This window comes from Sporosarcina contaminans (assembly GCF_042679045.1).
GTDB classification, from domain to species: Bacteria; Bacillota; Bacilli; order Bacillales_A; family Planococcaceae; genus Sporosarcina; species Sporosarcina contaminans.
Map to the genome: position 1 here is coordinate 16,237 of NZ_JBHTLT010000004.1, position 23,610 is coordinate 39,846.

The 23,610-nt window shown below is 41.1% G+C and carries 23 protein-coding genes and 1 riboswitch; of the genes, 8 read left to right on the plus strand and 15 right to left on the minus strand.

Features of this window, described 5'->3' with window-relative positions; genetic code table 11:
• Window positions 1–37 precede the first annotated feature (37 nt).
• Window positions 38–2,494, minus strand: a complete 2,457-nt coding sequence (gene uvrA / locus ACFQ38_RS01060; RefSeq protein ID WP_381479576.1) for an excinuclease ABC subunit UvrA — start codon at window positions 2,492–2,494, stop codon at window positions 38–40.
• 162 nt (window positions 2,495–2,656) lie between these two features.
• On the opposite strand from uvrA, the gene ACFQ38_RS01065 reads away from it, so the two are divergent.
• Together ACFQ38_RS01065 and ACFQ38_RS01070 are read left to right on the plus strand one after the other, a co-directional pair.
• Complete coding sequence (locus ACFQ38_RS01065) at window positions 2,657–3,373, plus strand: MerR family transcriptional regulator (protein ID WP_381479561.1); 717 nt, start codon at window positions 2,657–2,659, stop codon at window positions 3,371–3,373.
• 195 nt (window positions 3,374–3,568) lie between these two features.
• A complete protein-coding gene (locus tag ACFQ38_RS01070; RefSeq protein WP_336825079.1) occupies window positions 3,569–4,114 on the plus strand; it encodes a DoxX family protein in 546 nt (181 codons plus the stop codon).
• A 117-nt stretch (window positions 4,115–4,231) separates the two neighbouring features.
• Here the strand turns inward: ACFQ38_RS01070 and ACFQ38_RS01075 are convergent, their stop codons facing one another.
• Window positions 4,232–4,948 (minus strand): YwaF family protein, encoded by a 717-nt coding sequence (locus tag ACFQ38_RS01075; protein ID WP_381479562.1) that lies wholly within the window; start codon window positions 4,946–4,948, stop codon window positions 4,232–4,234.
• A gap of 323 nt (window positions 4,949–5,271) precedes the next feature.
• Here ACFQ38_RS01075 and helD point away from each other — a divergent pair, with 323 nt between their 5' ends.
• Window positions 5,272–7,608, plus strand: coding sequence for an RNA polymerase recycling motor HelD (gene helD / locus ACFQ38_RS01080; RefSeq protein WP_381479563.1), 2,337 nt, complete (start codon window positions 5,272–5,274; stop codon window positions 7,606–7,608).
• A gap of 55 nt (window positions 7,609–7,663) precedes the next feature.
• Here the strand turns inward: helD and ACFQ38_RS01085 are convergent, their stop codons facing one another.
• Both ACFQ38_RS01085 and ACFQ38_RS01090 read right to left on the minus strand, forming a co-directional pair.
• The gene (locus ACFQ38_RS01085) at window positions 7,664–8,656 is read right to left on the minus strand and encodes an LLM class flavin-dependent oxidoreductase (RefSeq protein WP_336825076.1); all 993 of its coding nucleotides are present in this window, start codon (window positions 8,654–8,656) and stop codon (window positions 7,664–7,666) included.
• Window positions 8,657–8,973: 317 nt separating this feature from the next.
• Complete coding sequence (locus ACFQ38_RS01090; RefSeq protein ID WP_381479564.1) at window positions 8,974–9,966, minus strand: LLM class flavin-dependent oxidoreductase; 993 nt, start codon at window positions 9,964–9,966, stop codon at window positions 8,974–8,976.
• A gap of 142 nt (window positions 9,967–10,108) precedes the next feature.
• Between ACFQ38_RS01090 and ACFQ38_RS01095 the strand changes: the two genes are divergently transcribed.
• A complete protein-coding gene (locus ACFQ38_RS01095) occupies window positions 10,109–11,023 on the plus strand; it encodes a DMT family transporter (RefSeq protein ID WP_381479565.1) in 915 nt (304 codons plus the stop codon).
• A gap of 12 nt (window positions 11,024–11,035) precedes the next feature.
• Here ACFQ38_RS01095 and fosM read toward each other — a convergent pair whose 3' ends face one another.
• From fosM to ACFQ38_RS01140, 9 genes are all read right to left on the minus strand, one after another.
• The gene (gene fosM / locus ACFQ38_RS01100) at window positions 11,036–11,455 is read right to left on the minus strand and encodes a FosM family fosfomycin resistance protein (RefSeq protein WP_381479566.1); all 420 of its coding nucleotides are present in this window, start codon (window positions 11,453–11,455) and stop codon (window positions 11,036–11,038) included.
• 106 nt (window positions 11,456–11,561) lie between these two features.
• Window positions 11,562–11,969, minus strand: a complete 408-nt coding sequence (locus ACFQ38_RS01105) for a disulfide oxidoreductase (protein WP_381479567.1) — start codon at window positions 11,967–11,969, stop codon at window positions 11,562–11,564.
• A complete protein-coding gene (locus tag ACFQ38_RS01110; RefSeq protein ID WP_381479568.1) occupies window positions 11,962–12,600 on the minus strand; it encodes a DsbA family protein in 639 nt (212 codons plus the stop codon). The genes ACFQ38_RS01105 and ACFQ38_RS01110 overlap by 8 nt, the downstream gene beginning before the upstream one ends.
• A gap of 53 nt (window positions 12,601–12,653) precedes the next feature.
• Window positions 12,654–13,511 (minus strand): M56 family metallopeptidase, encoded by an 858-nt coding sequence (locus tag ACFQ38_RS01115; protein WP_381479569.1) that lies wholly within the window; start codon window positions 13,509–13,511, stop codon window positions 12,654–12,656.
• Window positions 13,512–13,514: 3 nt separating this feature from the next.
• Window positions 13,515–13,931, minus strand: a complete 417-nt coding sequence (locus tag ACFQ38_RS01120; RefSeq protein WP_336825069.1) for a BlaI/MecI/CopY family transcriptional regulator — start codon at window positions 13,929–13,931, stop codon at window positions 13,515–13,517.
• A gap of 466 nt (window positions 13,932–14,397) precedes the next feature.
• Window positions 14,398–15,069, minus strand: a complete 672-nt coding sequence (locus tag ACFQ38_RS01125; RefSeq protein ID WP_336825068.1) for an ABC transporter ATP-binding protein — start codon at window positions 15,067–15,069, stop codon at window positions 14,398–14,400.
• A 12-nt stretch (window positions 15,070–15,081) separates the two neighbouring features.
• Window positions 15,082–15,771 carry a molybdate ABC transporter permease subunit gene (gene modB / locus ACFQ38_RS01130; RefSeq protein WP_381479570.1) on the minus strand — a complete coding sequence of 230 codons (690 nt, stop codon included), beginning with the start codon at window positions 15,769–15,771 and terminating at the stop codon, window positions 15,082–15,084.
• A gap of 35 nt (window positions 15,772–15,806) precedes the next feature.
• Window positions 15,807–16,628: a molybdate ABC transporter substrate-binding protein gene (gene modA, locus ACFQ38_RS01135; RefSeq protein ID WP_381479571.1), complete on the minus strand. Its 822-nt coding sequence runs from the start codon at window positions 16,626–16,628 to the stop codon at window positions 15,807–15,809.
• A gap of 231 nt (window positions 16,629–16,859) precedes the next feature.
• A complete protein-coding gene (locus ACFQ38_RS01140; RefSeq protein WP_381479572.1) occupies window positions 16,860–17,426 on the minus strand; it encodes a DUF4256 domain-containing protein in 567 nt (188 codons plus the stop codon).
• A 345-nt stretch (window positions 17,427–17,771) separates the two neighbouring features.
• A riboswitch (Lysine riboswitch) is annotated at window positions 17,772–17,950 on the plus strand.
• Window positions 17,951–18,079: 129 nt separating this feature from the next.
• Between ACFQ38_RS01140 and dapA the strand changes: the two genes are divergently transcribed.
• Entirely contained in the window at window positions 18,080–18,964 is an 885-nt protein-coding gene (gene dapA / locus ACFQ38_RS01145; protein ID WP_336825064.1) for a 4-hydroxy-tetrahydrodipicolinate synthase, read from the plus strand.
• 126 nt (window positions 18,965–19,090) lie between these two features.
• Here dapA and ACFQ38_RS01150 read toward each other — a convergent pair whose 3' ends face one another.
• Complete coding sequence (locus ACFQ38_RS01150; RefSeq protein ID WP_336825063.1) at window positions 19,091–19,348, minus strand: hypothetical protein; 258 nt, start codon at window positions 19,346–19,348, stop codon at window positions 19,091–19,093.
• Window positions 19,349–19,536: 188 nt separating this feature from the next.
• On the opposite strand from ACFQ38_RS01150, the gene ACFQ38_RS01155 reads away from it, so the two are divergent.
• Complete coding sequence (locus ACFQ38_RS01155) at window positions 19,537–19,677, plus strand: YjcZ family sporulation protein (protein ID WP_336825062.1); 141 nt, start codon at window positions 19,537–19,539, stop codon at window positions 19,675–19,677.
• A gap of 65 nt (window positions 19,678–19,742) precedes the next feature.
• Here the strand turns inward: ACFQ38_RS01155 and ACFQ38_RS01160 are convergent, their stop codons facing one another.
• Window positions 19,743–20,525, minus strand: coding sequence for a DUF2268 domain-containing protein (locus ACFQ38_RS01160; protein WP_381479573.1), 783 nt, complete (start codon window positions 20,523–20,525; stop codon window positions 19,743–19,745).
• Window positions 20,526–20,699: 174 nt separating this feature from the next.
• Between ACFQ38_RS01160 and ACFQ38_RS01165 the strand changes: the two genes are divergently transcribed.
• Window positions 20,700–21,392, plus strand: coding sequence for a hypothetical protein (locus ACFQ38_RS01165; protein ID WP_381479574.1), 693 nt, complete (start codon window positions 20,700–20,702; stop codon window positions 21,390–21,392).
• Between the two features lie 162 nt (window positions 21,393–21,554).
• On the plus strand, window positions 21,555–23,558 hold the full coding sequence (locus ACFQ38_RS01170) for an acetoacetate--CoA ligase (RefSeq protein ID WP_381479575.1): 2,004 nt from the start codon (window positions 21,555–21,557) through the stop codon (window positions 23,556–23,558).
• Window positions 23,559–23,610 lie beyond the last annotated feature (52 nt).

Below are 23,610 nucleotides of genomic sequence, written 5' to 3' on the forward strand. Positions count from 1 at the left end.
ATCCCCTCCTTCGCAAAGCAAAAGAGGGGCAGAACTATTATAGATAACGTCCAGTAATCGACTTTTTATTTACTTTTATTTCTCTCGGCGTCCCTTCAGCTATTACTTGTCCGCCTTTTTCTCCGCCTTCAGGCCCCATATCGACAATCCAATCCACTGATTTAATGAGTTCACTGTTGTGTTCAACAACAATTACTGTATTTCCTGCATCAACAAGTCGATGTAAAATGTTTAACAATTGACGGACATCAACCGGGTGAAGACCTGTCGTTGGCTCATCCAATAAATATAATGTCTTTTTCTTCGTCGTCTCTAATAATTCCTTCGATAGCTTCAAACGCTGACCTTCTCCGCCAGACAATGTTGTTAAGGACTGGCCCAATTTCAAGTAACCTAAACCAATATCAACGAGCAAGTCAAGAACTTTCTTAACTTTCATCTCCTTCGCAAAGATCGGCAACGCTTCTTGAATTGAGCATTCTAAAATATCATTCACATTGTAGCCATCATACGTGACAGACAGCACATCCTCCTTAAACCGCTTACCACGACAAACAGGACAAGTCACTTCCAAGTCGGGGAAAAAGAGCATATTTGTCGTTACATAGCCTAACCCTTGGCAATTTTCACAGCGTCCGCCTGTCGTATTGAAGGAAAAATGTTTCGCAGTTAATCCTTTTTCCTTTGCAATCGGCTGCTTTGCAAAGACATTTCGGATGCTTGTAAATAAATCAGTATACGTCGCCACATTAGAGCGCTTCATTCGACTTAACGGTGACTGTCCGACCGTTACGATTTCATCAAAATGGTCAAGCCCTGACACTTCCGAAAAACCTTGTCGAATTTTTTCTTGCCCTTTCGAGAGGACACCGAAAACGAGAGAAGATTTCCCGGAGCCCGATACGCCAGTCACCGCAATTAAACAACCTATCGGAAAAGAGACGGTTAATGATTTTAAATTATGCAATGTTGCCCCGGTTACCGTAACTACTTCCCCTGTACCGCTACGATACTCCTCAACCATTTTCTCCTCCTCTCGCAAATAACTACCTGTCACGGAATTTTCCTGGTCAACTAGTTCCGATAACGTTCCTTGACCGACAACTCTTCCACCTAATTTTCCGGCCCCTGGTCCCATATCAATTAAATAATCCGCTTCCCTCATTACATCTACATCATGCTCTATGACAAGCACTGTATTATTTAAATCCCTAAGCTCTTTCATCACACTAACCAACCCCATCGTATCTTTCGGATGGAGTCCCATCGTTGGCTCATCCATCACATAGAGAACTCCTGTCAGAGAGGAATCAAGTAAAGAAGATAGACGAAGTCGTTGCATCTCTCCCCCAGACAACGTAATTACTTGACGATCTAAGGTAAGATATCCTAAACCCATTTTAATGATTCTTTTCAGTTTCGTTTTCAAGTCTTGGATAAACATCTCCGTCAACAGATAGCTGTTCTCATCCAATTGTTTTTCAACCTCTTCAATCCATAGGAGCATTTCTTCTAACGAGCGGTTTACAAGCTTAGGAATCGTCTTCCCTCTTACAGTCACTTCACGACTGATCGAATTCAAACGCTCACCCTCACAATCAGGGCAGGTTTCGGAATAAAAATAGGCATCTCCCTCTGCCGACTGTCCGGATTTCTCTGAATACCGCCGCCACATTCCTGTTAATACACCCTCAAACTTGCCCTCCGCGACCGTCTTCGGCGGATTTATGTTTGCAAAGTGTTCTTTCACTTCATCACTGTCAGTGCCATAGTAGAGAATGGAAATCTGTTCTGGACGGTATGCATGCAATGGAAGATCATCGCCGATTGGCACACCATAATATTCTAAAGCCGTTTTCACTACGGCGACTTGATAGTCTCCATAACGTCCTTTCCAAAGATCAACAGCTCCGTTTTCAATCGACAAGTCGGCATGAAAAACAGAAGGTGTATGGATGCTAATTACACTTCCTAATCCTTTGCAAGTTGGACAAGCCCCTTCTGCTGTATTGTATGAGAAATGAGTGCGTGTTAATTTTTCCATGCGGTAGTGACAGTGAGGACAATGGATATATTCTGTAAAACGATTGGCTTCCCTGTCAATATCAGAAGTATTATAAGTTGGTTTTATTTCCCAATGGCAATTCGGACAATGGCGATGACCTAACTTTTCAAAAATCATTCGTAAACTTGTATACATATCTGTAACTGTGCCGACCGATGAACGTGGATTTCGATTTGTCACATGCTGGTTAACGCTAATCGCTGGTGACAATCCCCGAATCGTGTCGACTTTCGGTTTATCGATTCCTTGCATACCCATCGATTCTAAATATTGTCTTTGACATTCTTTAAACAGCGTATCCATCGCCAATGTCGATTTTCCCGAACCGGAAGGTCCTGTTAGTACAACAAGTTTATTTTTTGGTATTGTGACCGTCACTTGCTGTAAATTGTGCTCCCTTGCACCTTGAATCAAAATGACATTTTCCAGAACAATCGCCTCCATTACCGTTATAGCCCCATCATACAACATTTATGCAAGTGCAAGGTTTAACATTTCCATGTGTTAATTTATAAGGATTTCTTGTGAAATAAACGTCATGGTACTTGAATGTTATAATAGAATCTTCACAAACAGAAAGGGGCGCTTACAATGGAATATAAGCCAAAAGATATTGCGAAACAGTTAGACGTCGGCACTAGTGCGATGCGGCATTACGAAGAATGGGGCATCGTTCCCCCACCGAAAAGAAAACCGAACGGGTACCGAGTCTACACTGAAGTGCATCTGGCTTACTTCCAATGCATACGCGCATTATATCCCGGCTTTGGAATGGCCGCCGTCCGTAAAATTATGCCGATGATTCAAGCATCGCAATTCAAGGAAGCTCTTTGGGAGATTAATAAACTGCAAGCAGAGCTATATGACAGAAAACAGCAAGCTCTTCAATCGCTTGAGCTATTGCAACCTGATCAAATGGAGCACTTTCTCGATAGACAGAAGAAAAAGTGGTATTCCATTGGGGAAGTGGAAAGAGAAATCGATGTGCCAGCAACAACAATTCGTCACTGGGAAACGGAAGGATTAATCACACCAAAACGAAATCCTGAAAACGGCTATCGCCAATATGATCGTGAAGACATCCGGCGTCTTTTAATCATACGCACAGTGCAATCTTCCGTTTTTTTACTAAAAACAGTACGTGAAGTATTGGAGGAAATGGGTCAACATAATATAGCAAAGGCTAGGGAAGTCACATTATACGCCCTATCGGATATGGACATTCAAATTGAACACCAGTTAAACGGTATGTATTATTTGCATAATTTAATATCCATGTTAAGAGAAAAGGAAATACAACGAAGTTAGTGTTTTTAGTTTACTGCAAGCCAAGAAAACACATTTATAGTAAGCATTGCGGATGCTGTCTGGCGTCCGCTTTTTCTATTCAGTAAAAGCGTATTTAAATTTCACAAACAATTCAATTTTATATTTTACATACTTGTGAATTGTATAGATAGGTATTATGTATTAGGATAAAATATTCATTGGAGGTGGTCATATATGAACAATAATAATGTAATTGTCATTCCTGAGAATCCAGTATCCCGGTTTTTATTCAGTGATTCTCGCTCCGCACTTATTTGGTTGATCATTAGAGTATATGTAGGGTTCGCTTGGCTAAAAGCGGGTTGGGGAAAAGTGACGAGTGACGCGTGGACTGGTGAAAACGCAGGCGCCGCTCTCCAAGGATTTATTGGCGGTGCACTTGCAAAATCAGCAGAAGGTGGAGATGTGTCCGGTTGGTATGCAACATTCCTGGAAAATGTTGTATTGCCAAACGCAAAAGTATTTGGCTTCATGGTAGCTTACGGTGAAGTTTTAGTTGGCCTTGGCTTGATCTTCGGATTGTTAACCGGAATTGCTGCATTCTTTGGAGCTTTCATGAACGTCAGCTTTCTGTTCGCAGGTACACTTAGCACGAATCCATTGCTGTTCATCCTCGCAACTTGGCTCGTGTTGGCATGGAAAGTGGCTGGCTGGTACGGCCTTGACCGTTGGGCATTGCCAAAGTTAGGCACACCTTGGACAAAAAAAGAAAAAGGGTAAAGGAAAGGCCCGGCGTCGCTATAATGCGATTTGCCGGGCATTCCTTTTTTTCGTATGGTTAGGAGAACGGTTTGACAGTTTAATGCTGACTCGTAATGACGAGTGGATCATGCGCCATCATTCAACGCTGCTTCTTTTTCGTTCAGCACTTTCCCCGATTCTCAACAGCAAGTAAATAAATAAAAACGTCAGAATTGCGACTACTTCAAGCGAAACGATATATAAAGGATATGGACCTAAATAATCAAGCAAACTGCCGCTATACGGCTTTTCCCGCAAAAACATATAATTCCCATCTACAACCAAATTGATTATGAAGATGAGTGGCACAAGCGCATTCAATAAGAGAAACGCCTTAAATACTCCTTTCAACGTTGGCACGTAACCTTTCACCCACACAAAATAGAGTCCAGTCAAAATGATGCCTATATGGGTAAGAAAGAAATGAAAAAACCTGAAATGAGGAAAATCTATGTCTAACACTGGAGTAAGCAACGCTTGAACGGCGCCTCCGATTCCTGCAAATAGAACAAAGTCGATGACATGACGATTCCCTGACCAAAGCAACACAATCGCCACGAGGAGTGAAATGCTGCATAACTCAAGCGGCAGTGAATCTGCCAAGCTCCATCGCCCGGTCACCGCCATCCATAGATGATAGAGCAATTCAAGCAAGAGTAGAATGCATGCGGCAGTACGTTCTACATACTTCAACTTCTCACCGTATTGCCGGAACTGATTTCTCCCTATAAACAAAGCGATCACCACAGCAATGAAAAATAGGATCGCTCCAATATGCGTTGCAGAAAAAAGTATAAAGCCGCTTTTGTCCATTTCAATCCCCCTCTCATGATGAAATGCTATTTATTTGTATTTAATACGTCAAAAGTAGCGGAATTGGTTGCAAAAAAATTCATCATACTTTCAAATAGCACCCTATTCATTCAAAAAGCCCACCCATTTTGATTTATTCAAAACAGGCGGGCTTTATTTATCGAGAAACACAAAAAGACTCATTGAAAAAAATGAGCATATATGTTATTTTTATATAGATGGGCACCTAATATATAAATGTCTATATTAATTCCATCTTAATTATACAACATAAGCTTTTCACAAGTCAACTCTTTTCTATATCTTTTTAAGGAGTGTGTGCGATGAGTTCAAAATTTCAGCAGGAGCAGCAAAGAGTGGATCATGTCACGGAAATTATTCAGGAACGGATCTACAATTTAGAGAAGGAAACTTCTAAGCGCAAGGACGAAGTGGTGAAGATTCGCAAACATTTTTGGGATGAAATTAAAGTGAATACGGATACTTTCGATGATTATCTTGAAACAATCATCGGATTAAGGCAAGAAGCGCAAGCATTGTCAGTTAGCCAAACAACTCATAGACATGCGTCCAACAAACTGTCCACACTACGGCGTATGCAACATGCTCCATACTTCGGACGCATTGATTTTATTGAGGAAGGGTCCACGGACGAGGAGCAGATCTACATCGGCATCGCCACTCTTACAAATGAAAGCGGGGAAGATTTCCTTGTTTACGATTGGAGGGCGCCTATCTCAAGCGTCTACTATGATTATCAACCTGGAGCAGCCCAGTATACGACGCCAGCCGGCATTATTAAAGGAGAGTTAGAGAAAAAATGGCAATACCTCATTCATAACGGCGTTCTTCAATCGATGTTCGACACGAGCATTACAATCGGGGATGAAATTTTACAACAAGTTTTGGGTAAAGGGACCGACAAACATATGCATAGTATCGTCGCTACGATCCAACAAGAACAGAACCGTATTATCCGGCATGATCACGGCAGGCTCCTAATCGTTCACGGCGCTGCAGGGAGCGGCAAGACATCGGCTGCTTTACAACGGATTGCTTACTTACTCTACAAATACCGTGACAGCATTAATGCCGATCAAATTATTTTATTCTCACCAAATTCGATGTTCAACAGTTATGTGTCCAATGTATTGCCGGAACTCGGTGAAGAAAATATGCAGCAAGTCACGTTTCAGGAATACTTGAACCATCGGCTAAGCAATGAATTCCAAATCGAAAACCCTTACGAGCAATTGGAGTACGTATTGACAGCTTTGGATGCTCCATCATACAAGCAAAGAGTTGCCGGCATCCGTTTCAAAGCATCCACACCATTTTTCGAAGCAATTGAATCGTATAGAAAAGCACTAGAAACATCGGGTATGTTGTTCAAAGACATTCGATTCCGAGGAAAACCGATCGTGACAGGAGAAGAAATTGCGAACAGATTTTATAGCAGCGACACTTCACTCCGCTTCCATAACCGACTTGAAAGACTAAGGAATTGGCTATTGAAAAAAATAAATGAAACACAGAAAACCGAAAGAACAGAACCATGGGTTGAGGAAGAAATCGAGCTGCTTAGCAATGAAGCGTACAATAATGCCCATAAGTACTTAGCGAAAAAGAATGGCTTTCAAAGAGAATCAATTGCCGATTATGAGATGGAGCCCGATGCACTTGCCCGCTTAATTGTCCAGCAGAAGCTGAAACCGTTGCGCAAACGGATCCGCACGTACCGTTTCATTGACATGAAAGGAATTTATAAGCAGCTTTTCACGAACCCACTTCACATCAAACAGTGGCTAGATGAAGAGCCACCAACGGAGTGGCCTGACATTTGTCAAATCACGCTTGACGAGATCAATAACGGCAAGCTTCTATATGAAGATGCCACGCCATATTTGCTGCTAAACGAGCTCATTCAGGGCTTCCAAACGAATCGGACAATCAAACATATCGTTGTTGACGAGGCGCAAGATTATTCACCATTTCAATTCGAATATTTAAGGCGACTTTTCCCCGCTGCCAAGATGACTGTGTTAGGGGACTTTAACCAAGCAATTTTCGCACATGCTAATGAACAGGTCGATTTTCAAACATTAACCGGCCTGTATGGACCAGAACAAACCGAGGTCATCAACCTATCAAGGAGTTATCGTTCCACGAAACCGATTATCGAATTCACAAGACGATTAATGCCAAATGGCGACCAGATCATTCCGTTCGATCGCGATGGGGATCTTCCTGTTTTGACCCGGTTGGAAAGTTATGCAGAACTGCATCTTGTTATTTCCTCCAAAGTTGATGAGCTGCGGGGTCTTGGCTGCAATACGATTGCAATCATTTGCAAATCTGCGGAGGAAAGCAAACGTGCTTACGAGGCGTTATCCAATATAAATGACCTTAAGCATGTAAAAAACGGGTCAATGGAATATGAACAAGGGGTCGTTGTTATCCCATCCTATTTATCGAAAGGGATTGAGTTTGACGCCGTGATCATATACGATGCATCAGAGATAGTATATGGCGATGAAAGCCTCCGTAGAATTTTCTACACCGTCTGTACAAGAGCCATGCATTATTTGCAATTGTACAGCGTCGGAGAGCCGACCCGATTATTGCAAACCGTTTCCAATGATCAATTCATTATGGCATAAAGTATTCAGCCGGCACTTGTCATTCACAGTGCCGGCTTTTATGTAGCCATTTAACTTATAATAGTTCCCTCGCTAACAATCGATACACATCCAAACGCTTTTCTTGCGAATGAGGAATGCTAATGATCATCGCTTCGTCAAAACCGTATTGCTCTTGTTCTTGCTGTAGCAACTCCGCAATTTCTTTTGCATCCCCGACTAAATGAATTTTGCGGTTTTCTTCAATTGTCATGCGATCCATTTCTGTCAGTGGATAGTTACTTGCCTCTTCAGGCGTCATAATTGTTGCCAGCTTGCCTTGCATAAAATGCAAACGCCAAATATCTTGAGGTTTTGCTTCATATTCCGCCTCTTCTCTCGTTTCCGCAGTTGTTACCATGTACGTTACATTAATTTCTGGCTTCTCCATAAAAACGGAAGGCTTAAAGTTCTTTTTGTAAGCATCGAAAATATGTTTCGACATTTGTCCATTGAAAAACTGGGCAAACGAATAACCAACACCTCTTAATCCAGCTTGTATCGCGCTGTTGCCAGTCGAACCTAATAACCAAGCTTCCGGCAATACGACATTAGATGGCGTAGCGACCATCTGACGATATAAATCATCTGTCGGCACTTCATCATTGATCAACTGCAAAGCTGTATCAAATTTCTCATATAGGTTATCCAATAATGGCCGCCGTCCCTCAGACAATGCATAAATGGCGCGCTGATCCCCTCCAGGTGCTCTTCCAACACCAAAATCAATCCGACCCGGAGAAAAGGCGCTTAATGTTTTAAATACCTCCGCCAACTTTAATGGTGAGTAATGCATCATCATCACGCCGCCGGTGCCAATCCGAATGTTTTTCGTCTTCGCAGCTAAATGTGCTGCCACGATTTCAGGGGCTGAACTTGCAATGCCGTCTGTTCCGTGATGCTCCGCCATCCACATGCGGTGATAGCCTAACTTCTCGCCTAAAACCGCCAATTCTTCCGCCTTTTTCAAAGCATCAACTGCATTATTCCCTTTTGTGATCGGAGCTTGATCTAATATACTTATTCTCATTTTTATTCCTTCCAATCGTTTTAGTCTGCTTAAACAGTATTTACTATTGCATCTTCACCAAATAGGATGGAACTTCTCTAAACGTTAGCTCAACTAACTTTGCGTAACGCTATCCTCTTTTCGCAATCGGCATCATAACAGTTCTTTGCCAGCATTGTAGTCTTAAATGACACAACATTTCCGAGTAAAGACGTTGCGCCATCTAATAGTTCCTCAATCAATAGTTCACCTTAAAGTATGATGAAATGATTAATATGCTAACCATATCCTTCGACTCTTTTCACTTCAAGCGTTATGTTCAATTAAAAACATCCAATTTATAAAATTGTTTCCGCAAGCAGCTTATATGATTTTTTCTTCGCCTCAAAATCAAAGATATTCGTAATAATCATAAATTCATCCGTCTTATAAAGATCTTGCAATCTCTTCAGTTGCCGCTTCACAGTTTCAGGGGTACCTATGATGCAACGATCACGGTTCGCTTTGATCCTATCCAATTCACTTGCGGTTAATGACTTTTTACGCACTTGTTCCAATGAAGGCACTTTTGTTCCAAGTCCCTTTCCTACGTTCAATAGCCATTGATCTTGCGTTAATGCCAATTCTTCCGCTTCCTCCTCCGTTTCCGCACAAACGACAAAAATGCAAACGATCGATTCGGCTTTTTCCATACCAAACGATGGTACAAAATTTTCATAATACGTTTTCAACGCAGCTACACCATTTTTCGGATTAATAAAATGGCCGAATACAAACCCAAGCCCTAATTCTGCTGCATTTTTTGCTCCTTGCTCAGATAAGCCCAATACCCAAAGAGGCGGCACTTGCTCAATTCGAGGTCCGGCTTTTACCAATCTAAATTTATGATGAGACGGCAATGAATTATGTAAAAAGCCTTGTAAATCGGATAACTGTCTTGGGAAATGTTGAAGGCTTTTATACTGATCGTCTGTCAATGCCGATCTTGTTAATTGAGAGCCTCCAGGAGAACGCCCTACACCTATATCGATGCGATTCGGAAAGAAACCGGCCATCGTCTTTGCATTTTCCGCAATTTTGAACGGGCTATATTGGGGCAATAGAATGCCACCAGACCCAACACGTATCCGAGATGTAACAGAAGCAATTCGTGTCATCATAATTTCAGGTGAAGTGCTAACAAGCCCACTCGTATTATGATGTTCCGCCACCCAATACCGATGGTAGCCAAGCTGCTCCGTCCATTTTGCCAATTCTAATGTATGCTCCAATGTTTTCTCCGGACGATCGCCAATCGAAACAGGGGCTTGGTCTAACACACTTAACCTCATGTGCATCCGCTCCTTTCTTCCAGTCTAAACGGCATGATCAGCTTTCAACAACAAAACAGCTTATAGCAAAAATATAAGTATTTATTGATCAATTTTTCCTTTATGATAATACTATTATTATATTTAAATTGGAGAATCAGTTATGAAAGAAGCGAATCGAACAAAAGGGTTATTGTTAGTAATAACGGGGGCGATCTTTTGGGGTGTTGGCGGGACGGTTGCTCAAAAGCTCTTCCAGCAGTATGCAATCAATGTTAATTGGCTTGTGACGACACGCTTGCTCATAGCGGGCTTTTTACTGTTAACGGTTCAATTTTTGCTGAAAGACCGGTCGCAAATTATTGACGTATGGAAAAAGAAAAGCTCAGCTGTTCAACTAATCATCTTTGGACTGCTCGGTATGCTCGCGGTCCAATACACTTATATGGCATCCATTCGGCATGGCAATGCCGCTGTTGCGACGCTTTTACAATACCTTGCCCCTGTCCTCATTATCCTCTATATGATTTTACGAAAACAAACAGTTCTTTCGAGGCAAGATATCATTACGGTTTTGCTATCTTTATGCGGTTGCTTTTTCTTACTAACGAATGGATCTCTCTCTGAGCTTTCTGTTCCAGCACCCGCTATCATTTGGGGAGTTCTCTCTGCCGTTGCACTAGCTTTTTATACTTTATATGCTGTTCCTCTTCTACCCCAATACGATTCTCTCGTTATCGTTGGATGGGCGATGATTATCGGAGGATTTGCACTCAGTTTTATCCACCCGCCATGGCATATGGATTTTACAAGATTACCGATTGGCGCTTATGCAAACTTAGGGTTTGTCATTATTTTCGGGACGATGCTTGCGTTCTTTTTCTATATAGAAAGCTTACAAAGTCTTTCACCTAAAGAAACGAGCCTGCTTAGTAGCTTAGAGCCTTTAGCAGCGGTAATGACAACAGTCTTTTGGTTACATGAGCCTTTTGGATTTATGCAATGGATTGGCACTGCCTGCATCATTGGCATGATTTTATTAATGGCGTTAACCAAAAAGACACCTAGCGTGGAATGAATTGAACTGTATTTATTCAAAAAACTCCATATGCGTTTTTTCTTTTTGATAGTACGCTAAACGATCTTGCAAAGTCCCCGTATGGAATTCAAATTTATGGCCGTCCAAATCAGTAAAGTATATCGATTGTTTGTCTTTTTCATCCCTTGGGCGACCGGATAAAATTGCAACGTTTAACGATTGAAGTTTGTCATATACTTCATCAAACTCCGCTTCATCAATCGAAAAAGCGATATGTGTATAGGACTGGCTTATTTCATTGCGAGGAATGTCCTTTTCTTCATTAAGGGCAAGCCACATGCCATGCAGATCGAAATAAGCAGTCGTCCTGCCTTTCACTAACAATTTCGCTTCAAAAACATCCTCATAAAAACGAATCGATTTCTCTAAATTAGAGACTGAAAATAAAAAGTGATTAAGTCCTTTAATCATGACCTTCCCTCCACCCTTTCATAAAGAAGTAAAATCGTTTTTAGTATAGCATCTCAGTTCGAACAGTAAAAAGGTGATCCGTAAAGAGACAGGTCACCTTTTTCTTTTAAAGCGATTTTCGCTTCCTAAGTATGAACATCATAATGGTAATCATTGTAAATGCAATAAGCGCTAAAAAAGGAATTGTGATAAACCCCAAATAGTTAATGTATTGCCCTGAACATGGAACCCCACTTGTACAAACACTGATCTCCTGTAGCGTAGGCAGCTTTTGCAATGCATAATGATAAGTTGAGACAATCATGCCGATAATCGACAATGGCAGCACATACTTATAAATAGCACGATCATTCCGATAAAAAGCTATTCCTAACAAAACAGCAAGCGGGTACATTAAAATACGCTGATACCAGCAAAGAGTACACGGGATAAACCCCATTCGTTCACTAAAAAACAAGCTTCCCGCAACAGCAATAATGGCTGTGATCCATGAAAACAAAAGAGGTTTATTCACCACTTGCCTCTTCCACTCTTTCCAGGAAATCATTCATCGTGCCTCCGTCAAATAGCTTCCCGTTAATATAGATGGATGGCGTTGAAGAAATCCCTAAACTCTTTGCAGTACTCATATCTTTCTTTAAAGCATCTTTCCCTTTTCCATCGTGATATGCGGTCATTACTTGCTCCGTCTCTTCAGGACTTGCTACTTCAGAAAGCACTGTCTCCATCAATTCATCTGTGAAAATGTTCATCTCCCCCGATTTTGTCGTTTGGTTTGCAAACAGCAAATGGTGGAAATCCCAAAATACTTCATTGCCAAGCTGCTCGTAAACCGCTTCAGCAAATTGTGCTGCCGATGTTGAATCCGGGCCCATAAACGCATAGTTCATAAAATAAAATTTCGCTTTTCCGCTAGTTATCAATTCTTCCTGAATCATCGGAAGAAGATTATCATTAAACTCTTTGCAGTGAGGGCATTTATAATCTCCAAATTCAACAATCTCGACAGGTGCAGAAGCCTCTCCTAAAAACGGCTGCCCCTCATAGTCCATGACGGCCGATTCTTTTTCAGTATCTACTAACACGATCATACCGATGATACAAACAGCGATTATGCCAATAAACCAAAATAATTTCTTTGACAAAATAACCTCTCCTAACTTCAAACTACAAAGTGTAGTGTAATGATGTAAAAAATTTACGCAAGTGCGTAAATAAATAGACTACAAATGAAACAAAAAATAAGAATGGATATCGTTAAATTTTTATACGATAGTTTAGGGAATTTCGATTCTCCGCCATTGACTGGGTTTAAAATGTATGCAATTCGATAATTTACTGACGTAGCTGAAAAGGATACATACGTAAACGGCATTTTTTCATGCTGCCCTAATTTTAACATCTTCAACAGAGCACTACCCAAGTTGACAGTCGTTCCTTGTTGCCGAATCGCAAACTCGTCCGCCAATACTTCAGTTATTACTTTATAATGTTCATGAAACCATTTTTGGATAGGAAGATACCACATTATCGAAGAGCTTAAAGATAGTATAAAGACTTTTAGCGGATCACGATTTTCTTTATGGTACATTTCATGAGCCATTACGGCATTCAACTCTTCACGATCCAAGAAATGAATCAAGCCTGTTGTGATTATTATTTTCGGTTGGATAAAACCGACCGTAAATGCCATTGGAACGGGATGTGAAAGAACAACGATCTCGTCTTTCTCGTTGCCATATTGCTCATTGAATTCCTTTGACAGCTTACTCTCTTTATATTGCTGTAAACGCCTTTTCATCTTCGACATTTGAAACCATTGTGCACCAATTTTCCAAAGTGAAAATGACAATGTAAAGAAAACAAGGCCGTCGAGTATATATTTCATCGAAGATAGACCAATTGTTTTCAACCAGCTATGACAAACGGAAATCAAGTTGAATTTCATATCGCAACCTGCAACCATGGACGTTGCATAGAGTCCCATTTGCAGCAAAATGATACTTGTTATAGCAAGTGACATGACAAAAATAAAAGATGAGTGACGTTTCGACATACGTTACAATCCTTTTTTCAATTGTTGAATTTTATGCTCTAATTTTGCAACGAGATCATCATCAGCCTCTTCAAGCGCGTCCAACATATGACTAACGACAACATTTCCGAATTCATCCATCAGCTCATTTGTCATTTCCTTCGACTGCTTATTCAGAAACTCAACTCTCGATTGTACTGGTCTAAATAAAGACGATCGGCCCTCTGTCCTTTTTTGAAGAACGCCCTTTTCAACTAACCGATTCATAACTGTCATCACCGTATTGAAATTCGTTAATTTCTCCTGCTCAAGAACTTGCTGCACCTCTCTAATCGTCAGCTCGCCGGAAGACGCCCATAATATGTCCATCACTTTCGCTTCAAGCGGTCCAAAAAAACGTGTCAATCCGCTCTCATCCAGTTTAAAACTTCGAACTCTCAATATGTATCACCCCACACTACGAATTGTAGTGTATATTTGAATATGATGCAATAAAAAATCATCCTTATTAAGCAAATAGAGTCGATTAAGCACTCTTGGCCTGATGCAACGTGCAGCTTGAACGTTTGGTACACTAGATTTGGCAAGAGACGATAACAGCTTAATAGGGTAGGCAAAATAAACACGAACGATGAAATTTCCTTTACTACTGAAGAAATTGCCCAACGATTAAAGGTATCCAAACTAAACCATTTATGATTGGATCAAAAGGAGAATTGCAATCCGATTCACTCAAAAAGGAAATGAATGCGTAAGGCGGTTATGATTTATCCAAGTCTGGGCAAATCATTTACAAAACTCAATAATTCCAATGAAAACGATGCACAGAAAACACATATATAATCATATATCGCCGCTAAAACGATCTTATTTTCATAGAAAAAAACGCTTCCATTGTGGCGGTTTTTTAAAATTGAGTTGCACATTTATTCATCGAGTTATCGACCGTTTTATGGACGACACCTTTATCTAAATACAAAATACGGTCCGCTAGCTTTTCAGCTTCCGTCATATCATGCGTAACGATAATGAATGGGATTTTCCATAGTGCATGAATTCTTAATAGCTCGTTTTGGCATTCCAGCCGGGTTTCCCGATCAAGGGCGGATAATGGTTCATCCAATAACAAAACAGACGGTTCTGTTGCGAGCGCTCGCGCTAATGCAACCCGCTGCTTTTCTCCTCCCGAAATTTGATGGGGATATTTCTGCTTCAAATGTTCAATTCCCAACACCTGAATCATTTCTTGAATTAATCCTGCAGCCTTTTGATCGGATTTCTTCACGCCGTAACCGATGTTCTTTTCAACCGTCATATGTGGAAATAAAGCATAATCCTGAAATAAATATCCTACATTTCGTCTTTGCGGAGGTAGAGGCTTTTTTCCAGTACTCCAATACGTCTGCCCATTTAACGTTATGGAGCCGTCATCGATCTGTGTTAATCCTGCAACGGCATTTAAAATCGTTGTTTTTCCCGAACCCGAAGGCCCTACAAGGACAAATATTTCATTTTCCACTTGGAAGGAAACGTCCAATAAAAAATGGGATAACCTCTTCTTCAGCTGAACGTTTAACATTTGCTCACCTTCTTATACGTGTTCGTTTTTAAAACGTTGCAAGCTTCTTCGGCTCCACCAATTCAGCCACATAATTGTGCTGAATCCAAGTGCTACAATAATGACTACCCAAAACGTAGCTTTCTCCATTTGACCTGATTCGACCGCAAAATAGATCGCCATCGGTATCGTATCCGTCTTCCCAGGAATATACCCCGCCAACATTAGCGTTGCTCCGAACTCACCGAGACCTCTTGCGAAGGAAAGAACCAACCCTGCAAGAAGTCCTGGCCAGGCAAGCGGAAACGAAACCGTCCAAAACACCCGCCACTCAGAGGATCCCATCGTTCTCGCAGCATTTTCCAATCGGCTATCCAAATTTTCAAAGGCAGCGCTTGCGCTTTGATACATTAACGGAAACGAAACTACAACAGATGCGATTACCGCACCAATCCATGTGAAAACGATTTGCAAATCAAACCATTCCAATAAAAAACTGCCAATCCACCCTTTTTTTCCGAAAAGAATAAGCAATCCAAAACCGACAACTGTCGGAGGAAGCACAAGCGGAAGCAAAAATATAGATTCAATAATGCTTTTCCCGAAAAACCGCTTTTTGGCAAATACATATGCAAAGTAAACCCCTGCAATAAAAACAATGACAGTCGAGATACCCGCTACTTTCAATGATAATAATAAAGGTGTGTAGTCGGTTGTGTTCACGCGTATCCTCCTATCAATCCACGGATCCGTATTTCTTACTTAAAGCCATATTTCTTTAATATTTCTTTCCCTTTATCGCTCGTCAAGTACGCTATAAAGGCTTTCGCCTCTTCTAAGTGTTTCGATTCAGACACAACCGCCAAAGGATAGACAATTGCCTCATGCCATTCAGGTTTCGCCGTCGCAAGTACTTTTACATCATCTGAAATTTTTGCATCACTCGAATAGACGATGCCTAAATCGACATTCCCCATCTCGACATGGGTTAACACTTGGCGTACATCCGATCCTAACACAAGCTTCGTTTGAAGAGGATCCCACAAATCCAAATGCTCTAATACTTCTTTTGTATAGCGGCCAACCGGTACACTTTCAGGCTCTCCAATTGCAAAATGCCCAATTGCGGATGGGTCAATCTCTTCAAATGAAGCTACCGATGTATCTGTATCCTTATTCGCAATAAGCACCAATTGATTTTCTGCAAAATCAACACGCGTCTCATCTACAATTAGCTTTTTGTCTTGTAAAGTATCCATATCTTTTTTACTTGCGGATAAGAAAATATCTGATGGTGCTCCGTTTTCAATTTGCTGCACTAATTTTCCGGAGCTGCCAAAGTTGAACGTTAACGTAATATGCGCATTTTCACTTTCAAAACCTGCTTTTAAATCGTTCAATGTATCAGTCAAACTAGCCGCTGCAGAAATCATCAGCTCTACATTATTTTCATCTACAGTGGATTTTGTTGCCGATTGTTTGGCTATTAATCCACTCTCTTTTGCTTCGTTGCTGCTTGTACAACCATACGGAATGAATATTATGCATAATAGGAGAAAGAGATAGGCGATTTTTTTCATGTTTTCTCCACCCCTCTCATTTGTTATAACGAAATAGATCTATTATAACTACTTATATGCAATTATAGAGAGAGCATAAAAGAGGGTCAACTTACGTCCATACAACAAAGCATTGGAAACAAGTAAAAACAATCCATTTCCCTTGGTTGGGAGAAGGATTGTTTCAATATTTATAAAGCATTAAATAAAGGAAAACCCTAATTTCTCATCTACTATACAGCTGTATAGTTCCTATACTCTTAACGAGCCGCGAAATCCTCTGGATGAATAGTAAGATGAAGCGCCGTTGTGATAGACGAAGACTTGCCCGTAGCGGTAATCACAAAAAATGGCCCCGCCAAGCTCTCTAATAGCAGGAGGTGTTTGCACCCAGCTCGATGTTTTCAAGTCGACATTTTCAAGTTGCTGTAATGCACGATATTGTTCTTCCGTCAATAATTCGATCCCCATAGCCGTTGCCATATCGATTACACTGTTTTCTGGCTTATGATTTTTCCTTGATTCCAATGCTTCGCGATCGTAGCAAACGCTTCTGCGTCCTTTAGGAGTTTCTGGAGAGCAATCATAGAAAACAAATTCGTCCTTTTGTTCGTCGTAACCAACAACGTCCGGTTCTCCACCCGTCGTTTCCATTTCATTGAGAGACCATAGTTTCTCATCTTGCTCGTCCAACTTCGCTTGAACTTTTTCCCATTCAAGCCCTTCGTGACGGTGCATGTTCTTCTCAAAGCGGGCTTTCAATGTTTCAAGCAATTCTTCACGTTGTTCCATAGATAGCTCTTTTTTAACAGTTGCCATACGTTCATTTCCTCCCCGTTTCCGGCATAAACTTATATTACTTTTACCATAAGAAATTCTTTTAGACAAATCCTTTCCTAATAGTACAAAATGCAAATTAGTAACCGAACTAATCAACTGATTTACAAAATGAATTCTAATAGACTATTTTAAATTCCTTAGCTTACAAAAACTCATCATCATGAATTGCCCCAACCAATATTTTCTCTTGCGTTGACACAACCCCATAAAGCCGTTTCAAGGACAAGGCAATTCACTTTATTTTCACGTTTTACTTGCAATTGTATCGGATTACATGTAAAGTCTTATATAATTTAATATATTAACTTATTTCGCAAGTATTGAAGTAAGGATAGAGGCGCAAAGACCATCAGTACACAATCAGAGGATAATGAGATCCTATGAAGATTGTGGAAAGGGGAATTTGCCGAAGTGGAGAGATTCTCATTTATCTCGAAGCTGGTTCTGGGTTGAATAAGTCCAGGATTGTCATATAGGAAACTATATGGAGGGCTATCTTATGCAAAGAAATAATTTATTTTATTATTTCAAGCAACAACGATCCCTCGTTGTTGCTTTTTGTTTTCTTTTTTGCAATTGCCCTTCTCCCTCTATTTTATTTTCCAAAATAAAAGACAGGATGTGGAGAAACAATGAATTTCGGACAAATCGTAACAGCAATGGTAACTCCATTTGATGAAAATGGTGAAATTGATTTTGCAGCAACACGAAACTTGATTAATCATCTAATTTCCAATGGATCTGATGGATTGGTTGTAGCAGGGACGACAGGAGAATCCCCTACGTTGTCAAACGAAGAAAAAGTCAAATTGTTCAGGTTTACAGTTGAAGTGGTGAACGGTAGAGTTCCGGTCATTGCGGGAACAGGTTCGAATAACACACGTGAATCGGTTGAGCTCACAATGCTTGCTGAGGATGTTGGTGTTGATGGCATCATGCTTGTTGTGCCATATTATAACAAGCCAAGCCAGGTAGGCATGTACGCACATTTTAAAACGATTGCATCAGCCACTTCCTTACCGATTATGCTGTACAATATCCCTGGGCGTAGCGTCGTAAACATGTCCGTTGAAACAATCGTCCGCCTTTCTGAAATACCAAATATCGTTGCAATCAAAGAAGCAAGCGGCGATTTGGATGCTATGGCGGAAATCATTGAACAAACGCCAGAAGGTTTTTCCTTATATAGCGGAGACGACGGTCTGACCCTCCCGATATTGTCCATCGGTGGAACAGGGGTCGTTTCAGTCGCAGCCCATATTATTGGAAACGAAATGCAAACGATGATCGGGAAATTCAAGAGAGGCAATGCTCGAGCTGCCGCCAACGATCACCGTAAACTGCTTCCGATTATGAAAGCCCTTTTTGCTGTTCCGAATCCTTCCGCTGTAAAAACGGCATTAAATCTGAAAGGAATTCCCGTCGGTGGTGTCCGTTTGCCGATGATTCCGTTGAACGATGAACAGCTGCACTCACTGCAAAGCACATTATCCCTGCATGCTGAAGTAAAGATTTGATATAGATTCATTCGCTAACATAAAATAGAACCTGCGAAATTGCTCGCAGGTTCTATTTTCATTCATTGAAATGCTTCATGTAACTACCACCTTGCTATCCACTCATTACGCTAATAACCGTTTTGATTACCACCAAAATGGCAGCAAGGCAAATGTTGCAATGGATCCTAATGCAATGCCAATGGCGAAGGCAGCACCTCGGCCAAATCCAAATCCATATCCAAAACCGCCCAAGTCCCTCCGACGACCTATTGGTTGCAAATAGACCTTATTATTTCGAACACCTTGAATGATCCCCCTATGCACCCTTCCATCGTGGGTCCCAATAACTACTGCTCTTCCGACATGCCGTGTACATAAGTCGTGGTAACGTTGGATTGACATCGTGTTGTCACCTCATTTCAATTGAACATACAACATCTTATGTATGAAATGGTGTTTCATAGAGGACAAACATACTAAATCGGTGCGAAAAAGAAATCGAATGAGGACGAAAATTGGGAGAATGTCCAGTACACGAAAATTTTTACTACATAATATAAAAGCAGTAGATTCATTGGAGGTGTTGATGAATGTCAAAAGTTGAGTCTGTTCCTGAAGGCGGCTATGGCTCAGGGTTTACATTAATTGTTGTATTGTTCATTCTTTTAATTATCGTTGGAGCTTCTTATTTAGGCGGAGGATATGGATACGGATATGGTGGATACTGTTAATACACTTAATTGAATTTGATAAGATCGGCAAATGGAAAAAGCAAATGTTCATGCTTTTTCCATTTCTATTTAGTCGATAGCTGCGCAATTTTATGCGAGGGGATTGCCAATATTTCATCGGAGTGCAATGTTTTGTCTTTCAAAAAGTTCCAGACTAAATAAAACCCTACGCAATATCCCACCATCTTCGGATAGGACCCCATGCCATATAATACTTCATAATGAATAGCCGTCCCCTTTAACTGTTCCTTCTCAAAGAACACAATTTCTCTCCATAACTTCTCCAATTCCTCATTGGAATAAAGTGATAGAAACTTTGAATTGTATTCCTTGCCGAACCTTTCAAAGACAGCCATTTCTGCCAAACCTTCTAAAATGACCGTATCCAACAAAATATAATCCTCTTCCCTTTTAGGGTATTTAGCCAATCGGCATACATGATTATATTCATGAGTGAGTAATGCCTTGATTTCTACTTCCGTGTTGTTTGGAGAGATAAATAAAAACAACTTATCTTGGAAACTAAGTCCTGCCTTCCCACTAAATTCATCAGTTAACAATTTGTTATTTGGATCTGAAGGGAATATGAAAATTGGGACATCAGGACCTTTCCATAGTTGCCGAAGCTGCTCGTACTCCTGTTGTACGATTGACCATGCCCCATTCTCAAACAGTTTTTTACTCAGAGCGCTTCCGTCCTTTGACAAATTGTACATGCCAAATGTTAGCAAGTGCTGATGAATATCCGGGACAGATGCATCCGGAAAATAGTCTCTTAGTTTTTTACATATGCCAATAAGGTCGCCGTCCAATTCTTCGAGCCATTCATTTGTTTGAATAACACCCATTCCATCACACTCCTATCAAGTATTATATGCAATCCTTTAACAATGTTCGTAGGAAGTAGTTGGCGATGTTAATAGAAAAGCTGAACGATCGGGATGTCCCTATTCATAATGAAACCAACATGCACTTGAATCGTATGACAATAGAATGTATAGACATATCGGAGGAGATGCATAGTGAAAGAAGAAAAATCCGATAGACAGGTGTGGCTACGGTTCTTCCTTCTATTCGGTTCGCTCTCGGTACTTTATTTTTTTGTTTTCTATTTCTGCAACAAAATGCTGAATCATACAAATGATGCCCTTTTTTTCCTCACACCGAATAGTGCCTATTGGGTTTATTATAGTTGCTCCCTTATCTATGGGCTTGCTACTTGGGGAGTATATGTCTCCATCAAAAACGGGATTCAGAAAAAATCTTTCCGAGAGTTCAAAGTCGGTGTGCTTCTCGTATTTCGATTAGCTGCAATCCCTCTATTTATCACTCTTCCTTTTCTTTATTTAAGCTTTACGAATGCAATTGTCATGACCGAAGAAGAATTTATATACGGCACATTTTGGAGTTTATCAACAGACCATTACACTTGGGAGGACGTAACGAAAGTGGAAATCGACTATTCCATTCCCATCGAATCAAACCCTAACCGAAGCTCTTTCAATGGTCGCTATATTCTTCATTTTAAAGATGGAAGAAAATTTGACGTTTGGCAAAATACATTGGAAGGTGAAACAACGGAAGTTCAAGAAATTGATGCCTTTCTTCAAACAAAAAATATTCCTTTCTTTGTTCGACATGTCCCTTCGGAGGATACGATCAATAAGTACTTCTCAGGAAACGCCGACTTTATCCGTGATCTTTTTTCAAGATGATTTGCCATTTCCGTAATCGAGCTGGTGATGAGGATGGTTCAAGTCAATATCCGTTCTAAATAGAGGTTATATATACTTTGTTGATTAATCCGAATAGTTGGCCTTCTATGTTATAATTGAAAGCACATACAAATTTCCAGAAACTTAAGGGGGCGGTTTCAAATGGTAACTGAAGGGTCGGTCTTATGGGTGCCCAGCAACGACTTTATCGAAAACACGAATATTATTAACTATATTAAGTGGCTCAAGAGAGAGAAAAATTTGGCATTTGGCGATTATCATTCGCTATGGAAATGGTCCGTGGATGAATTGGAAGCTTTTTGGGAATCGATATGGGAGTATTTTGATGTGCAATCATCCACTGCTTATGAGGAAGTCCTATCCTTCAAGGAAATGCCGAGCGCTAAATGGTTTACCGGCGCGACTTTAAACTATGCGGAGCATATTTTCAGGCGTGATAATTATGATAAAACAGCGATATGCCACGCATCAGAAATACGCCCACTAGGTGAATTGAACTGGGGCGATTTCAAGAAACAGGTGATGAGCTTAGCAACTGAACTGCGTGCGTTAGGCGTTGGTAGAGGAGATCGCATTGCCGCGTATCTCCCGAACATACCAGAAACTGTCGTTGCTATGATGGCTACGATGAGCATAGGTGCGGTTTGGTCAAGTGTCTCCCCTGATTTCGGCAGCCGCAGCGTATTAGACCGACTGCAGCAAATCAAACCGAAAGTGCTGTTCACCATTGATGGCTATCAATACGCAGGAAAAACGTTCGACCGCCGAGAAGAGGTTGTGAAAATCGCTGAGCAATTGCCTACTGTTGAGCATTTTATCCATGTACCCTATTTAATAGTAGAAGATACCATTGGCCCAATTGAAAGTGCAAAACAATGGTCGGAGCTATTGAATCGGCCCGCCCCACAGCATTTTGAATTTGAACAAGTGCCCTTTGATCATCCTTTGCAAATTATGTATTCTTCTGGCACGACTGGCATTCCTAAAGCAATTGTGCATAGCCACGGCGGGATTTTATTGGAGTCCTATAAAATTCTTACGTTCCATGCCAATTTAGGACCCAAAAGCCGGCTGTTATTTTATACAACTACCGGATGGATGATGTTTAATATTTTGACGAGCGGTTTGCTAACCGGCGCCTCGATCGTGTTATATGACGGAAATCCTGCATATCCATCAATCGGCAAACTATGGGAGCTAGCCGAGCAAACTGGCACGACTGCATTCGGCGCAAGTCCTATGTATGTAAACTTGATGAAGCAAGCAGGTTTATCTCCTAAAGATAAATACGATTTGTCCAGCATCGAATCTATTATTTTAAGCGGAGCTCCTGCGGGACCTGAACTATTCGAATGGATTTACAAACATGTAAAGGAAGATCTTTGGCTTTCTTCCCAAAGCGGCGGGACTGATATTTGCTCTGGCTTTCTGACTGGCGTCCCGATTGAGCCGGTTACTGCTGGAGAGATGCAAGCTCGCGGCCTCGGTGTTGACGTCCACGCCTTTACGGAAGATGGGAAATCCGTCGTGGGCAAAGTCGGCGAATTGGTCGTACTGCAGCCGATGCCGTCCATGCCGCTTTATTTTTTAAATGACGAAGGCAACAAACGGCTCTTTGAAAGCTATTTTGATATGTTTCCAGGCATTTGGCGGCAAGGTGATAACTTGAAGCTGACGGAAAGAGGCACCGGCATCATTTATGGAAGATCCGATTCAACTTTGAACCGCAATGGAGTTCGAATGGGGACGAGCGAAATCTATTCTGCAGTTGAATCATTGGATGCCGTTAAGGATAGTTTAATTGTCTATTTGCAAATGAAAGAGAGCAGATCGTTCATGCCTCTATTCGTTGCCTTAAATGAAGGTGCCGTCCTCGATGAATCGCTAAAACAGGAAATCCGGGATATCATTCGGAACCAAGCATCACCGAAACATGTTCCCGATGAAATTTACGCAATCGAGCAAGTGCCTTATACGTTAACAGGAAAGAAGATGGAAGTGCCCGTCCGCAAAATATTATGTGGCGTTCCGGTCGAGGAAGCAGCAAATCCTGACGCAATGGCTAATCCAACATCGCTGCAATACTTCTCTACTTTCTGGCAAAAGGAACAATCAGATGAGGGGTTAGCCACTCACTCGACTTAACTATGCAGTCGAAGAGGGGCTGTCCAATAAGTCCCTAAAATAGAACAGGTGG

Coding starts and splice junctions, on each gene's coding strand:
- ACFQ38_RS01065 (WP_381479561.1), top strand. CDS start 2,657: ATGGAATATAAGCCAAAAGATATTGCGAAACAGTTAGACGTCGGCACT.
- ACFQ38_RS01070 (WP_336825079.1), top strand. CDS start 3,569: ATGAACAATAATAATGTAATTGTCATTCCTGAGAATCCAGTATCCCGG.
- ACFQ38_RS01075 (WP_381479562.1), bottom strand. CDS start 4,948: ATGGACAAAAGCGGCTTTATACTTTTTTCTGCAACGCATATTGGAGCG.
- helD (WP_381479563.1), top strand. CDS start 5,272: ATGAGTTCAAAATTTCAGCAGGAGCAGCAAAGAGTGGATCATGTCACG.
- ACFQ38_RS01085 (WP_336825076.1), bottom strand. CDS start 8,656: ATGAGAATAAGTATATTAGATCAAGCTCCGATCACAAAAGGGAATAAT.
- ACFQ38_RS01090 (WP_381479564.1), bottom strand. CDS start 9,966: ATGAGGTTAAGTGTGTTAGACCAAGCCCCTGTTTCGATTGGCGATCGT.
- ACFQ38_RS01095 (WP_381479565.1), top strand. CDS start 10,109: ATGAAAGAAGCGAATCGAACAAAAGGGTTATTGTTAGTAATAACGGGG.
- fosM (WP_381479566.1), bottom strand. CDS start 11,455: ATGATTAAAGGACTTAATCACTTTTTATTTTCAGTCTCTAATTTAGAG.
- ACFQ38_RS01115 (WP_381479569.1), bottom strand. CDS start 13,511: ATGTCGAAACGTCACTCATCTTTTATTTTTGTCATGTCACTTGCTATA.
- ACFQ38_RS01125 (WP_336825068.1), bottom strand. CDS start 15,069: ATGTTAAACGTTCAGCTGAAGAAGAGGTTATCCCATTTTTTATTGGAC.
- modA (WP_381479571.1), bottom strand. CDS start 16,628: ATGAAAAAAATCGCCTATCTCTTTCTCCTATTATGCATAATATTCATT.
- ACFQ38_RS01140 (WP_381479572.1), bottom strand. CDS start 17,426: ATGGCAACTGTTAAAAAAGAGCTATCTATGGAACAACGTGAAGAATTG.
- dapA (WP_336825064.1), top strand. CDS start 18,080: ATGAATTTCGGACAAATCGTAACAGCAATGGTAACTCCATTTGATGAA.
- ACFQ38_RS01150 (WP_336825063.1), bottom strand. CDS start 19,348: ATGTCAATCCAACGTTACCACGACTTATGTACACGGCATGTCGGAAGA.
- ACFQ38_RS01155 (WP_336825062.1), top strand. CDS start 19,537: ATGTCAAAAGTTGAGTCTGTTCCTGAAGGCGGCTATGGCTCAGGGTTT.
- ACFQ38_RS01160 (WP_381479573.1), bottom strand. CDS start 20,525: ATGGGTGTTATTCAAACAAATGAATGGCTCGAAGAATTGGACGGCGAC.
- ACFQ38_RS01170 (WP_381479575.1), top strand. CDS start 21,555: ATGGTAACTGAAGGGTCGGTCTTATGGGTGCCCAGCAACGACTTTATC.